General features: G+C 42.4%; 11 protein-coding genes. 6 read left to right on the forward strand and 5 right to left on the reverse strand.

Translation table 11 applies throughout. The features are described from left to right. Window positions 1-133: 133 nt before the first annotated feature. Window positions 134-397 (reverse strand): DUF3146 family protein, encoded by a 264-nt coding sequence (locus tag OGM63_RS14615; RefSeq protein ID WP_263746313.1) that lies wholly within the window; start codon window positions 395-397, stop codon window positions 134-136. A gap of 564 nt (window positions 398-961) precedes the next feature. Between OGM63_RS14615 and OGM63_RS14620 the strand changes: the two genes are divergently transcribed. From OGM63_RS14620 to OGM63_RS14635, 4 genes are all read left to right on the forward strand, one after another. Beyond that, complete coding sequence (locus OGM63_RS14620) at window positions 962-5,983, forward strand: SDR family NAD(P)-dependent oxidoreductase (protein ID WP_263746314.1); 5,022 nt, start codon at window positions 962-964, stop codon at window positions 5,981-5,983. A 427-nt stretch (window positions 5,984-6,410) separates the two neighbouring features. Next, complete coding sequence (locus OGM63_RS14625; protein WP_263746315.1) at window positions 6,411-7,493, forward strand: glycosyltransferase family 4 protein; 1,083 nt, start codon at window positions 6,411-6,413, stop codon at window positions 7,491-7,493. Window positions 7,494-7,803: 310 nt separating this feature from the next. Continuing rightward, complete coding sequence (locus OGM63_RS14630; RefSeq protein WP_263746316.1) at window positions 7,804-7,995, forward strand: hypothetical protein; 192 nt, start codon at window positions 7,804-7,806, stop codon at window positions 7,993-7,995. Window positions 7,996-8,142: 147 nt separating this feature from the next. Beyond that, complete coding sequence (locus OGM63_RS14635; protein ID WP_263746317.1) at window positions 8,143-8,985, forward strand: DNA/RNA non-specific endonuclease; 843 nt, start codon at window positions 8,143-8,145, stop codon at window positions 8,983-8,985. Between the two features lie 222 nt (window positions 8,986-9,207). Here OGM63_RS14635 and OGM63_RS14640 read toward each other — a convergent pair whose 3' ends face one another. Next, entirely contained in the window at window positions 9,208-9,612 is a 405-nt protein-coding gene (locus tag OGM63_RS14640; protein WP_263746318.1) for a nuclease A inhibitor family protein, read from the reverse strand. 18 nt (window positions 9,613-9,630) lie between these two features. After that, window positions 9,631-9,885: a S1 domain-containing protein gene (locus OGM63_RS14645; RefSeq protein ID WP_263746319.1), complete on the reverse strand. Its 255-nt coding sequence runs from the start codon at window positions 9,883-9,885 to the stop codon at window positions 9,631-9,633. A 202-nt stretch (window positions 9,886-10,087) separates the two neighbouring features. Here OGM63_RS14645 and OGM63_RS14650 point away from each other — a divergent pair, with 202 nt between their 5' ends. Both OGM63_RS14650 and tnpA read left to right on the forward strand, forming a co-directional pair. Continuing rightward, complete coding sequence (locus OGM63_RS14650; protein ID WP_263746320.1) at window positions 10,088-11,755, forward strand: hypothetical protein; 1,668 nt, start codon at window positions 10,088-10,090, stop codon at window positions 11,753-11,755. A gap of 230 nt (window positions 11,756-11,985) precedes the next feature. Next, complete coding sequence (gene tnpA, locus OGM63_RS14655) at window positions 11,986-12,393, forward strand: IS200/IS605 family transposase (protein ID WP_263746321.1); 408 nt, start codon at window positions 11,986-11,988, stop codon at window positions 12,391-12,393. Between the two features lie 46 nt (window positions 12,394-12,439). On the opposite strand, the gene OGM63_RS14660 is transcribed toward tnpA, so the two are convergent. Together OGM63_RS14660 and OGM63_RS14665 are read right to left on the reverse strand one after the other, a co-directional pair. Continuing rightward, complete coding sequence (locus OGM63_RS14660) at window positions 12,440-13,039, reverse strand: hypothetical protein (RefSeq protein WP_263746322.1); 600 nt, start codon at window positions 13,037-13,039, stop codon at window positions 12,440-12,442. Window positions 13,040-13,219: 180 nt separating this feature from the next. Then, window positions 13,220-15,376 (reverse strand): polyribonucleotide nucleotidyltransferase, encoded by a 2,157-nt coding sequence (locus OGM63_RS14665; RefSeq protein WP_263746323.1) that lies wholly within the window; start codon window positions 15,374-15,376, stop codon window positions 13,220-13,222. Window positions 15,377-15,407 lie beyond the last annotated feature (31 nt).

The following is a 15,407-nucleotide window of genomic DNA, read 5'->3' on the forward strand; positions in this document are numbered from 1 at the left end:
CCCTCGCCTCTCGTCGGCCCGGAGACGCCTATCACCCACAGCCCCACTCCCCACTCCCAACTCCCAACTCCCAACTCCCCACTCCCAACTCCCAACTCCCAACTCCCCACTCCCCACTCCCAACTCCCAACTTTCATAACTCAGCCCGAATAGTAAAAGCATAATCTCCTCCCGGCTCTAGCTCGTAGTCTCGTTGCTCCAAGAAGCGACCGAGGGGTTCTTTAATTAAAGCACGACCTTGAGAAGGCTTAACAGACAGTTCTCCCAGGCGAAAATGCCATTGAAACTGCCACTCAAAGTCACCCGCGCTCACTTCCCCTTCAAGGAAGCCGTGTTGCCAGGATTGGCGAGTAACCCTGACATGGGCAATGCTTTCTGGCAGACGTTTAGTACTCACTATGCTTTATGTCAAGTTTGAGATAAAGGTTGACCATATAGGCTATTTTTACCATACATAGCTTAGATCCACAAAAGTAGTGCGTTGCATATTTCTGGGATGATGAATGCAATAGACGTCTCCGGAAAAGACGTAGAGACGTAGCATTGCTACGTCTCTACATTCTTTTCTGGAAATGTCTAATCTTACACCGATATTGGTCGGAGGTGCTTTCGTCTTCACCCGGCTATCCATCCCCTTCCTGCTGACTGCGGTGTGGGGAATTCCGCCGAATTTGTTAAAAAGTCACTCACCATACAATCGCTTTTTTTGCTATAGAAGTGATTGTCTTTGCTTTTTTATCAGTAAATTTACTAAAATATAAAGATTAAGTAAAGTTGATTGAGATACTTAAAATAATACTTAAAATATTTTTAAACTACAGTGACATTAAAAAACATACTTAACTAGTTCTTAACTTTTTCTTAGTCTATGACAGATTTCTGAAAATTTTCTCCCTTTTCATTTCATCTAATATTTGTATATAAGGGCACAAGTATAGTGAAAGAATTAAATACTTGTATTGTGGATCTACAAATCGTGGAAGCTGCTCTATTAGAGCATCCATTGATTGACGATTGTGTGGTATTGGTTCGCAAAGGAGAAACTTCTAGACGAGAGCTAGTTGCTTATATAGTCTTTGCAGGGTCATTTTCGTTGGAGCAGGTGCAATCCCACTTGCTTTCGCGTGTATCTGCGGTGATGATGCCGATCGCCTATATTCCGGTGTCCAGCTTACCGCTGACTGAGCTAGGGCAAGTAGACGAACAGGCTTTAACCCACCTCGAAGCGATCGACTCCGACTTAGTGCAGCGATGGGAAGAACGTTTACAGTCTCTGCCGGAAGTCGAGCAGGTGGCAGTAATAGTTGAAGAATATAACGAGAAAATCCCCCCGTTACATCTATCAGATTTGCTACCTGAGAAAAGCAGACGTGTCCATCGTCTAAATTCCGATAAATCTGTTGAAATAGCTGCGGTGCTACAAGAATCTGAATCGAAACCGTTAGCTATTAGTTACGGTGCAGCTTTGCAGTTAGAAACTGACGCTCCAACCACCTTATCAGCAGCTTTGTTGCGGACAGCACTAGTTGCTTCCAAGGGAATAATTTACCTGAAAGCTGACGGTTCTGAGATTGTGCAGTCTTATAAGGCTTTATTGAACGAAGCAGAGCGAATTAAAGGAGGATTGTGTCAATTAGGACTAAAGCCTGAAGATAAAGTTATTTTCCAGATAAACCATAATTGGGACTTCATCCCTGCATTTTGGGGTTGCATTTTGGGAGGTTTTGTGCCTGTACCGATATCGACTCCCCCGACTTATGAAGTCAACAGTACTGTGCAAAAGTTGCACAATGCTTGGCAGATGTTGGATAAACCGCTCATCCTGACGACTACGGAATTGGCTCCAGGAGTGCGTTCTTTATCTGATATTTTGAGTTTGGAAAACTTTCAAGTTGAAACAGTCGATCGCTTGCGGTTGTGCGACAAAGATGAAAACTGCCATGTCAGTCAGCCAGATGATTTAGCGATATTAATTTTAACTTCTGGCAGCACAGGCATACCAAAAGGGGTGATGTTGAGTCACCGAAATATCTTGAGCAATGTGGCTGCAAGTGCCCAGATGAATAATTTTACCAGCGATGACGTATCGTTGAACTGGCTGAACCTTGACCACGTAGGAAGTCTAATCCGCTGTTCGATTAGAGATATTTATGTCGGTTCCCAACAGATCCACGTTCCCGCAGAAGCTGTGTTAGAAGATCCACTTCTTTGGTTGGATTGGATCGATCGCTATCGGGTGACATTCGCTTGGGCGCCAAACTTCGCTTTAGGACTAGTCAATGCTCGTGCAGAAGTTATTCAACAAAGGCGATGGGATTTATCTGCCGTAAAATCTATTTTATCAGTAGCTGAGGCGATCGCTCCCAAAACGGCGCAGCGATTCTTCTCGTTACTTGCACCCCACGGATTATCAATCAATGCGATGCATTCAGCTTGGGGAATGTCGGAAACTTGTGCAGCTGTCACTTTCTCCCATGAGTATTTGTTGAATTTACCATCACCTGATTATCCCTTTGTGGAAGTGGGGACACCAATCCCCGGTTTGCAACTGCGGATTGTAGATGCTCAAAATCAGGTTGTTCACGAAGATACAATTGGTCAATTGCAGATTTCTGGAGCGATGATTACCTGCGGTTACTATGAAAATCCCGCACTCAACCAGGAGGCTTTTACTGAAGATGGCTGGTTGAAGACGGGAGATTTAGGGTATGTTCATCAGGGGCGCTTGACGATAACCGGGCGCCAGAAAGATGTTATTATCATCAACGGACTAAATCACTACAATCATGAAATCGAAGCGATCGCTTTATCTGTAAAAAATGTCGAAGTTTCTTACACAGCTGCTTTTGCAGTCCGAGATGACGAAAGCGATACCGACCAATTAGCGATCGTTTTCCATACTTCGGTGACTGACGACAACCAGTTAGTAGATTTACTCAAAGAGATTCGCTTAAATGTTGTCCGCGAAATTGGCGTAAATCCAGCTTATCTGATTCCAGTTAAAAAAGAGGCGATTCCCAAAACTGCAATTGGCAAGATTCAACGATCAAAATTAAAACAGCAGTTTGAGGCAGGTGAATTTACATCTATTGTCAAGCAAATCGATATTCTTACTGGTAATGCGAATACATTACCAGATTGGTTCTACAAAAAGATTTGGCGCAGACAAGAAGCGGTAACTTTAAACACTCAACTCCAAACGGGATATTTTCTGGTGTTCCTGGATGAATTGGGATTGGGTTTGCACCTATGTAGAGAATTAAAGCAGAAGCAAGCGCAGTGCATTTGTGTTGAGGCTGGATCGGAATTTGTTCAACTTCAGCGCGATCGCTATTCCCTAGACCCGAAAAACCCCGAACACTATCAGCATCTGTTGAAGTCACTTCAAGCCGCAAATATAGAGATTTCGCAGATTCTACATTTGTGGACTTATGACAAGTATAAAGGAGAAGTTTCCAGCTTAGAGGCGCTAGAGCAAGCACAAGAACGCGGAGTTTACAGTTTGGTATTCTTGGTTCAAGCACTTTCGCAAATCCAAAATTCGGCAAATATACGGTTGTCAGTCATTTCCAGCCACACCCAACCTGTATCAGCAGCCGATGAAATTGCTTACGAGAACAGTCCTATTCTGGGCATAATTAAAACAATACCCCAAGAACTGCCTTGGCTGGATTGTCGTCATATTGATTTAGCGGCAGAAGTTGAAGCTGATGCTACCTGCGTTCTCCGTGAAATCCAGGTCATGCAGAAAGAGCGAGAAGTCGCTTACCGCAATCAACAACGTTTAGTCTCTCGCTTGGCGAAAGTTGATTTAATACACGAGCAAAAGCAAGATTTACCCTTTCAGCGTGGCGGAATGTATCTGCTGAGTGGCGGTTTGGGCGAAATTGGCGTAGAAATTGCCAAATATCTGCTGCAACACTATGAAGCTCGGCTATTGTTGGTGGGTCGCACTCCTCTGCCAGAAAGAAGCACTTGGCAGGAACATATCAAGCAAAAAGATGCTATTTCCGCCCGGATTCAGGCTTACTTATCCTTAGAGCAACTTGGGGGAGAGGTAATTTATGAAGCTGTAGATATATGTAATTTAACTGAGATACAACAAGTGGTTGAGCGAGCCAAATCTAACTGGCAATGCGAGTTGGAGGGGGTGATTCATTTAGCAGGAATTGGAAGCGAACGGTTGTTGGTTGAAGAAACTATTCGTAGTTTGGCATCAACGCTGCGTCCCAAAATTTTCGGTACTTGGGTTCTGCATCAACTCCTCGAACAGCAGAGCAAAGGCATCTTTATCAGCTTTTCTTCAGTGATAAGTTTCTTTGGTGCATTTAGCGTCGGTGCTTATGCTGCTGCTAACAATTTTCTTGACTGCTTTTCACATTACCAAAGAGCCAAAAGTAAGTTGCAAAGTTATTGCTTTGGTTCTAGTACATGGGCTGGGGTAGGTATCAGTCGTGGGTATGAATCTAGGGATGCACGTTTTGCCCAAGGTCGTCAAGTGATGTCAGCAGAGCAGGGATTGAATTCTTTCCTTGCTAGTTTGCATCATCAACCAGCACATTTGCTTGTGGGATTAGATGGAAATCATCCTTACATCCGCAGATGTTCGGAAAGTGCATCTTTTTCTGCCGAGAAATTATGCGCTTATTTTACGGCTTCAACTGAGGTTTGGGTCGCTAAATTGCAGGAATTGTTGGTGCGCGATCGCTTTGGAAATCCCAGCATTTGTGATTTTCACCAAATCGAAAAAATGCCCCTTTCTGTAACAGGTGAAATTGACCGCAAGCAGCTAGCTACCGGATTTGCAACTACTGAATATATCGCACCCACAACTGATATTGAAGAAAAACTTATTAATATTTGGCAAAAAGTATTAAATGTACCCGAAGCGGGTATCCAGGACAACTTTTTTGAATTAGGAGGAACTTCGCTATTAGCCGTGCGCTTATTCTCAAACATTGAGCAGACATTCGGCAAAAGACTTCCTTTATCTTCTCTGTTTCCATCAGGGACTGTAGAAGCTCTTGCTCAGACTATTTCCCAAACAGAATCATCTGTTGATAATCAGGTTTCGTCAACATCCTCTCAGAACAAATCAAAAAGTTCTTGGTCATCTTTGGTAGAAATTCAACCCACAGGTTCTCAGCCACCTTTATTCTGTATCCATCCCCTTGGTGGAGAAACTCTATGTTACCGCGATTTGGCAAAGCATCTGGGGTCAGAACAACCCGTTTATGGGTTACAACCAATCGGACTAGATGGTTCATTGCGTCCATTAACTCGAATTGAAGACATGGCATCACACTATATTCAAGAAATTCAGATGATTCAGCCGAAAGGTCCTTATTTTCTACTAGGGTGGTCTTTTGGAGGTTTTGTAGTCTACGAGATCGCTCAACAACTTTACTCTCAAGGTGAGAAAGTGGGTCTTCTAGGGATGATTGATAGCATTCGTCCAGGTTATTCTGAGCGATCGCCATTTTTAATCCGAATTTTTCTGCACTTAAATAATATTTTCCGACGAGGACCGGCTTATATCTGGCAAAAGGCTGTGGGTTGGAGCAACCAGGGCAAGTATGAGATTCAACAGATATACAAGCGTTACTTAAATGCGACACAACACGTATTAGATATTACGCCGCATTTAGCAGATAATGACGAACACTTAGAAGTTATAGATGCTAATGTGCAAGCTCTGGACAAATATATTTTTCAAATTTACCCAGGTCGAATGACCCTTTTCCGGACTTCAGATGAAAATCGCTACGAAGCTATAGGTGAACAATACGATCCTCAATTCGGCTGGGGTGATATCCTCACTGGAGGAATAGATATCAATCACATTCCCGGTTCTCACTTATCTGTGATGGAAGAACCTCATGTACAGGTAATAGCAGAACAATTAAAAGTTTACCTAGAAAAAGCTCATGCAGTCAACTTAAAAAATTACAGCAGATTTCAGACAAATGAAGTATACACATAAAACCCCTCTTTTTGTAGAGACGTAGCACTGCTAGGTCTCTACGTCTCTACGTATATTATATTAAAGTGCAATCTGCTGGATATTGTCTTGTGACAATAGAGCAATTCCCACATTCATGAGGTAGAAAATATTGAATTAACCGCTTCGGAACACAGATAAACAAAAAATGGACGCAGATAAATTTGTACCTCAGCAGACTAGGAAACGCTATAAAGTGAAAGAACTGAACGCAAAGTATCAATAGCTTGAGAATTACAACTGATTAGGCAACAAGCACCCATTTAAATCAAACTTAACCAAGTGGATATTTTGTCCAGAAAATATTTTTGTAACACAACTTTTTTTATATACAAAGTTAAACAAGGGTTGTGTCGGCACGGTAAAAATAATAATTTTATTACCAGCGATCGCTGTGGAGAAAATCTCAATGCGTGTCTTGCATATTAGCAATCACATACAAGAAGTCGGTAATGGTATCGTTAATGTGGCAGTAGACCTAGCTTGTTTGCAAGCAAAATATGGACATGATGTTGCCATCGCATCTGCCGGCGGACAATATGAGACATTACTATCACTTTATGGTGTCAAGCACTTTCAATTAAACCAGTCTAGAAAACTCTTGAATTTAATCACAGCACTTTCTCTTTATCGGGGAATAATCCAACAGTTTCAGCCAGATATTGTGCATACACATATGATGACAGGAGTACTGCTCGCAGGGCTTGCAAGATACGGTTTTAAATATAATTTAGTTTCCACAGTACATAATGAATTTCAACGTAGCGCTATTTTAATGGGTTTAGCCGATCGCGTAATTGCTGTTAGTAATGCCGTAAGTGATTCAATGGTGCAGCGTGGTATACCGAAGAAAAAATTGCGCGTAGTCTCCAATGGCACATTAAATAGTCCCAGGCGTCGTAGTATTTTAGACTACCAACCGCTACCTCTACACCGTCCGGCGATCGTCACTGTCTCTGGAATGTATCAACGCAAAGGAATTGGTGAATTAATCGATGGCTTTGTGAAAATTGCCGACAATTTTCACGAAGCGCATTTATATCTAGTAGGGGATGGTCCGGATCGCGCAATGTTTGAGGAAAAAGTCAAAAACACACCTTTTGCTTCGCGCATTCATTTTGAAGGCTTCCAGAGCGAACCGCAACGTTATATGCTAGCAACTGACATCTTTGTGCTTGTTTCCCATCACGAATCCTTTGGTTTAGTTCTCACAGAGGCACGGGAAGCAGGTTGCGCTATTATTGCTAGCGATGTAGATGGCATTCCGGAGACTTTAGATAATCGGCAAGCTGGAGTTTTAGTGCCAGCTAAAGATAGCCAAGCTGTAGCAGTTGCCTTAGCAGAATTACTTAGTAACCCTTCGGTACTGCAAAGGTGGAAGTACCTTGCAAAACAAAATCTAGAGCGATTTAGTGCTGCACGGGTTACTCAAGAAACACTTACTGTATATCAGGAATTAATCCCAAACTATAATCTACTTGAGTTAGTTTGAAATAGTTCATATTTGTGAGTAAATGTCAAATATTTGCAATTCAACTAACGTTACGCACTCCTCATACATACAAATCTCATTCAAGCTATTATGCATCTCTAGAAAAGACGTAGAGACGTAGCAATAATCTATTTGAGTTAGTTTAAAATAATGCATATTTGTGAGTAAATGTCAAATATTTGCAATTCAACTAACGTTACGCACTCCTCATACATACAAATCTCATTCAAGCTATTATGCATCTCTAGAAAAGACGTAGAGACGTAGCAATGCTACGTCTCTACAAGGGTTTAGGAAAACAACAATTGAGATGAGAAAGGGTGATTTTTCTGTTAAAAAATTTATTTTAAATAACCGCAATTTACCTAAAATAGTTATTAATACTGGCTTTAAGGATGATGACGGGAATAATTTAGAGAATCTAGAGAAGACATTACAAGCTGGTTTAGAGCCGAAACAATTCATACCTATTTTAACGGCATACCTAATCTTAATTAACTAATATTTATTATTTAGTTAACTCAACGTTAATTTGGAAACATTAAAACTAATATTTATTATTTAGTTAACTCAACGTTAATTTGAAAACTTTAGTATTTAGGCGAGTGAAAAGTTGAAAATACCAATACAACTTCAAAACTAAATACTGATGAAAAAAGCTAAGTTTTCGACTTTACTGATTTGTTTTGCATCTGCTTCTCTACTTACTGTTGCATTTGCTCTGTTGCCTAAGATGGCACCAGCTCAAACCTCAAGTGTGCATTTAACTATGGGTAATCCTAGCAATGCTGGCACTTCTAACCTCAACGATTATTTATTAAGTAAAACGCAATACGCAACATCACATAACTGTAGTAAGGGAACCCCGAACTGGGTAAGTTGGCAGTTAAACTCATCATGGTTGGGAAGTGCAGCGCGACAGGATGATTTTCGTGCAGATTTTATATTACCTGCTGGCTGCTATCGAGTCCAAAGCACTAGTTATCAGGGTAGCGGATTTGATAGAGGACATATGACTCCTTCCGCTGATAGAACCAACTCAGCTGCCAATAATTCTGCTACCTTCTTGATGACAAATTTCGTTCCCCAATCCCCTGATAATAATCAGGGTGTATGGGAGAGTCTGGAAAGTTATTGTAGAACTTTGGTCTCTCAAGGTAACGAACTCTACATTATTTCTGGTCCTCTTGGCACTGGTGGTACAGGATCAGCCGGTTTCAAAAGTGCAATTGATAGTAACAGAATTACTGTACCAAGCAGTGTTTGGAAGGTTATTGTAGTTGTAGCACCAGGTACAGGACCTAGTGGTGTAACTACTAATACTAGGGTGATTGCTGTCAATATCCCCAATACACAAGGTATAAGAACCGCTCCTTGGAGAAATTACAGAGTTACTGTTGATTCAATTGAAAATGCAACAGGTTATAACTTCCTATCCAATGTTTCTACTTCTGTTCAAAGTGTAATCGAAGCTAGAATTGATAACCTGTAAAACTCAATGTAATTAGGACTTACGCACGGACTACGTATTTCCGTCCCAATCGACGCTTCGGTTCCAATCTCAAAGTCTTGTTTTCTCAAAGGCTGAGTGCGTAAGTCCTAGCAATAATTAAAAGTATTAGCCTGTCTAATATTAGACAGGCTAATACCAATTTTATGTGAGGTTATGCGGTGTGCAACTTTATAGATAAATGGTATAAATAGTTCAGTGTGTTTAGGTTTCCACGACTTTAGTTGCAAGTCCTGCTAAATCCCCTGACTGAATTTTACCAACCACGTAAACATCAATATTTATTTCACCCACACGAAAAACTTGAATATCACTGAGGTTGCTTTCAAGCACCTCTACCAGGTTACGATACTTGCCTACATTTTCTTTTTGTTGTTCGTCATGCCATTCTTTTTCTTGTACAAGATTTCTAAAAAGATAAGACAGGTCAACCGTTTCTACTGGTGAGTTCTGTGGATGATTGGTTAATTCTAAAATTTTCTCACTAGTTAAAGGTTCTTTAACGCCTGACCATAAAAAAGGTTCAAAAGCAAAATCTGACTCACTTGGCATGAGCAAGCCACTAGAAGCCTCTTTAAGTTTTGCAGTAATCTCATCAGAATTACTCATTTGCTCACTTCTCCAAGTCTAAATGTATTTAGCAATAAACTGACAAAGACCACCATTAAGTATACGTTGACGTGCAACAAGATAGATAATTCCTTCTTTGCCGGGGAGAAATTCGACAAACGCCACGATAAGTATAATCTGCAAAAGTAACGCAGGAAGTATTTTTACAGGATTAGCCGCGATCGCCAATATAGCAAATGCGATCGCCAATATAGCAAATGAGGTCGCCGAAATAATAAATGCGATCGCCAAAATAGCAAATGAGGTCGCCAAAATAGCAAATGAGGTCGCTAAAATAGCAAATGAGGTCGCTAAAATAGCAAATGCGATCGCAGGCTAGTGAAGAGGCAAATGCAGTAAAATTCCTAACTGGTTTCGTTGATGCTCATGAATTCATCAGAGTTTTTACTGATGCGGAGTTTTTGTTAAGAATTTATATAACTGATAATCAAGCTCCTTACCTCCATAACTAGCGATGACACAGCCGGATTTTGAAGAAGAAGAGTTAAATCGATTACTAGCGATGATAGATTCAGGCTCTCAGCCCCAAAGTGAGTCAGATCAATTACCAGCGATCGCACAGCCAAGTTCTCAACCTGAAGATGAGTCAGATCAATCACCAGTCATGACACAGCCAGACTTTCAACCCCAAGATGAATTACATCACATTTTTATAGGTTATGAAACAGTAATCGCAGGCGGTACTCAAAAAGTTACACTGCGATCGGGAAAAAGCTATGAAGTCAAGATTCCAGCTAACAGTCCTGAAGAGGCTAAATTACCTTTGAAAGGGTGTGGCTTGCACCTTAATGATGTTGTAGTTGTTCTACATCATTTAAAGGATATGAACCTTCAAAAATCAATAAATAACTTGATAATTAATAATGAAGATATCAAGCCAACGAGCAAGCTAAGAGTTACCAATGTGTATGAGCTAATAAAAGATGCTAAACATACAGAGGATTTAGCTGCGCTGGAGTTGTTAGACAAAATGGTTTACTTCTCTAAAACTAAGCCATCAGTTATTCAGCGTTATAATATTGCCAGTCAAAATTCTAAGTTGATCAAAATTGAAGAGTGTATTGAAAATGCCTTGACTGCATCTAACCTGGATGAAACCGAAAAGCAATCAATCAGAGGAGCATACCAGTATATCAGAGCAGGAGAAAACATAACTGATTTTGGTGTTCTCAATCAACTTGACTCTATTATTCAAAATTCTTTACTTCGTAACGAACTCAAAGAACTCTACTTTCGGTACAGTGTCACATCTAGGGCAAGTACTGGTGATTTATTGATCGTCAATTTAATTGATAATTCTGATAGTTCCCTTAACTTCACAAGTAGTATATGCTATAAAAAATCAGAGTTACTTGCTGCCTACACTACACTTAGAGACGGTAAGGAAGTTTCCGATCAAGCTTGCTTGAAGTCATTAGACTCGCTAATTTTAAATTCAGATATTCCAGATGATTGCAAAGTCATGTACAAGCTGATGCGCGAGCCAGTAACTAATGAGAATGGAAAGTCTGCGGGAGAAGCTTCTACTATTGGCGCTGTAAACAAAGTTTGGGATTCAGTTAAAAAAGCATCTGGGTTTGTGCCGAATGTTACCCAATTTGCTAAAGTTTTTGGAATAAAAGCAGGAACGGGAGCAGCTATCACCGGTCTATCTGGAGGCGCCGCAACTAATGCAACCCTGGCTTTATTGGGGGGTGGTTCTGTAGCTACGGGTGGCTTAGGAATGTTAGGAGGATTGGCAGTAGCAACTGGTGGAGCTGCTTTGCTTGGTGCAGCTGCTTTGGTATCTGTTGCTTCTGTTACTCAAATGGATGCTGAGGATAAAAAGAAATTAGGAGTTGCAGCCGGAGTAGGAGTTGCGTCAAGTGCGGCTGCTGTTGGCACAGCTTGGGCTGCTGTCAGTGCTTTTGGTGTAGCGAGTACAGGTACAGCCATTGGTTCATTATCAGGAGCCGCAGCCTACAGTGCTGCTATGGCAGCCCTTGGAGGGGTTGGTGTAATGACTGGGGGAGCTGCTCTTGTTGCAGCTGGTGCAGGTTTTGCAGCTTGGAAGTTTATCAAAGGAGATAAGAATGATCCGAAGCGGATTTTGAAGAGGTTGGAGGATAAACTGTATTCTTAAATTATGCCGAACGAGTGAACTCGCGGCTACAGGAACGAAGCCTGCCTTCGCAGACTAAGAAGCTCGAAATAATGTGGGATTTTTTTGCGTATTTGTCCGGTTGTTAATTACTCAAAGAAAAAGCGATGTTTGAGTAGCAGTAAGGTAAGCCTGACGACTGTGCGTTCGCGGAGTTTACAGGCACATGAAGCCTTCCTACGCAGGCTTTTAGAACAATAAAATCAGGGAAAATGCACAGAAATTTTACGCAGTTGCACATACATTGTGTTTGGGGAACTTGGGATAGATTGCCGCTGATTACGCCAGATATTCAAGAAATAATTTATTCAGCAATTGTCAAGCAATCTTCTGATTTAGGATGCAAGGTAATTGCCATTGGCGGCACAGTTGACCATGTTCACTTACTAACTGGTTTTCCGCCTAACTTAACTATATCTGAGTTAATGCAAAAAGCTAAAGGTAGTTCTTCCCATTTAATTACTCATGAAATCAAACCCCACGAGTTTTTCAAATGGCAAGGTGGTTACGGTGCATTTACAGTTAGTAACCAACTTATCGACCAAGTAGCTGATTACATCCACAATCAAGCTACCCACCATCACCAAAAATCTCTCATCTCTGACTGGGAAATTATTTAACCATATCTAGCCTGCGAAGGCAGGCTTTGTTCCTGTAGCCGCGAGTTTACTCGTTCGGCTGATTCGGCTCGTTCAACTCATTCAACTCATTCGACTGATTCGGCTGATTCAACTCATTCAACTCATTCGACTGATTCGGCTGATTCGGCTCGTTCAACTCATTCGACTGATTCGACTGATTCGGCTCGTTCAACTCATTCGACTGATTCGACTGATTCGGCTCGTTCAACTCATTCAACTCATTCGACTGATTCGGCTGATTCGGCTCGTTCAACTCATTCAACTCATTCGACTGATTCGACTGATTCGACTGATTCAACTGATTCGACTGATTCGGCTCGTTCAACTCATTCAACTGATTCGACTCGTTCAACTCGTTCGACTGATTCGACTGATTCGGCTGATTCGACTGATTCGACTGATTCGACTGATTCGACTCGTTCGACTGATTCGACTGATTCGGCTGATTCGGCTGATTCTGATTCGACTCGTGCGGCTGATTCAACTCGTTCGACTCATTCGACTGATTCGACTGATTCTGATTCAACTGATTCGGCTCGTTCGACTCGTTCGACTGATTCGACTCGTTCGACTGATTCGACTGATTCGACTGATTCGGCTCATTCAACTCATTCGACTGATTCAACTGATTCGGCTGATTCGACTGATTCGACTGATTCGGCTGATTCGACTGATTCGACTCGTGCGACTCGTCCGCTCATTCATCTTATTCGGCTAGTTCTCAAAAATTGCTGACGGCGATGCCTACAGCAAAGGCATCGCCTTAGAGATTTTAGACCCAAAATCTAAAATCCTAAAGCGCGAATTACTTATTCACTGCTGCTGCTTCTCGCGCCGCAGTTGCTTGATCTGGGTGAATACCCAAGCGTGTAAGATTAATTCTGCCCTTGTTATCAATCTCGCGCACTTTCACAATCACTTCATCACCAACTGCCACTTCATCTTCAACTTTGCCAACGCGGTAGTCAGCTAGTTGAGAGATATGGATCATTCCTTCTTTGCCGGGGAGAAATTCGACAAACGCCCCGATAGGTATAATCCGCGTTACTTGTCCGACGTAGACATCACCTTCATGCAGCTTGCGCGTCATGCCTTGGACAATGTTGCGTGCTCTCTTTGCCTTATTTTCATCCACCGCAGAAATCGTCACCGTGCCATCATCTTCGATGTCAATCTTGGCACCAGTTTCTTCAGTAATACCCTTAATCGTCTTGCCTCCGGGTCCGATGACCAGACCAATCATGTCTGGATCAATCTTAATGGTCAACAAGCGTGGGGCGTAAGGTGAAGTTTCTGTGCGTGGTTGCTCGATGCAAGCGAGCATTTTTTCCAGAATGTGCAATCGAGCCGATTTAGCTTGATTGACGGCTTGGGCGATAACATCCAAGGACAGACCGGAGATTTTCATGTCCATTTGCAAGGCGGTGATTCCAGTATCCGTCCCAGCAACTTTAAAGTCCATGTCGCCCAAAAAGTCTTCAATGCCCTGAATATCGGTAAGGATTCGCACTTCGTCGCCTTCTTTAATCAGACCCATTGCGGCACCGCTGACGGGTTTGGTAATTGGGACGCCAGCATCCATTAAAGCGAGGGTGGAACCGCACACAGAACCCATTGAGGTGGAACCGTTGGAAGAAAGCACTTCCGACACGACCCGAATCACGTAGGGAAAGTCCTCTTTTGATGGTAGCACGGGTAAGAGCGATCGCTCTGCCAAAGCCCCGTGACCAATTTCCCGTCGTCCTGGCGCCCGCAAAGGTTTGGTTTCCCCGACCGAGTAAGGGGGGAAGTTGTAATGATGCAAATAACGCTTTTGTTGATCTGTTTGCATGTCATCGTTTAAGTTTTGGGCATCTCCGGGTGTGCCAAGGGTGCAAGCAGATAATACCTGGGTTAGTCCCCGGTTAAATAAACCGCTGCCGTGGACTCGTCGAGGTAATAAACCAACTTGACAAGAAACAGGACGCACTTCATCTAACTTGCGACCATCAACGCGAACGTTATCTTCGACGATTTGCCGCCGCATGAACTGTTTGGTAATGTCTTTAAAAGTGTTACCTAGTGCTTTGCTGTTTGCGGTTGCAGCTATGCGAATTGCGTCTTCTTCGGGAAGTTCGGCAATTTCTGTTTTAATTTTATCCTTCACCTCATCCAAAGCTGTATCTCGTTCGGTTTTGGTGAAACTAAATTGTGACAGGATTTTTTTTATTTCATCGTTAGCGCGATCGCGAATAAAATTCTCTAGCGTCAAGTCTGCTTCTGGTGGTTGTTGTTGCACCATTTTCAAACCCAATTCTGCCATCAAATCTTCTTGCGCTTTAATTAAGTCGCGCACTGCTTCGTAGCCAAAATCAATCGCTTCGATAATGTCTCGTTCTGACAATTGATTTGCCCCAGCCTCTACCATGATCACACCATCCGGCGAGCCTGCGACGACCAAATCGAGTTCACTGGCTGCGATTTCTGCATAGGTGGGGTTGATGATAAAATCATCTCCCACCAAACCGACTCTGACTGCTGCCATCGGTCCATTAAAGGGTATCTGGGCAATCAGGGTAGCGATTGAAGCACCTGTAACCGCCAACACATCGGGTGGTACTTCTTCATCCATTGATAGCGTTACTGCCACAATTTGCAGGTCATCCCGCAACCATGAAGGGAACAAAGGACGCATCGGACGGTCAATTAGACGGCTAGTCAGAATTGTTTTCTCTGGGGGACGACCTTCTCGCCTCATTATCCCTCCAGGTATTCTACCTGCCGCGTACAGTCTTTCTTCGTAATCTACGGTGAGGGGAAGAAAATCAATGCCTTCTCTGCCTGCGGATCGCGTAGCTGTCACTAAAACTGCTGTATCCCCAGATTGTATCAAGACTGACCCACCAGCCTGGGGAGCTAGTAAACCAACCTTCAGTCGAATATCCCGTCCGTCGAAGGATATTGACTTATCAACTTCTGCCATTCAGTTTTTTTTCCTTCTATGCACGCTATTC

The sequence above is a fragment of the Plectonema radiosum NIES-515 genome, from assembly GCF_025753815.1.
Taxonomy (GTDB): Bacteria; Cyanobacteriota; Cyanobacteriia; order Cyanobacteriales; family Nostocaceae; genus Hassallia; species Hassallia radiosum_A.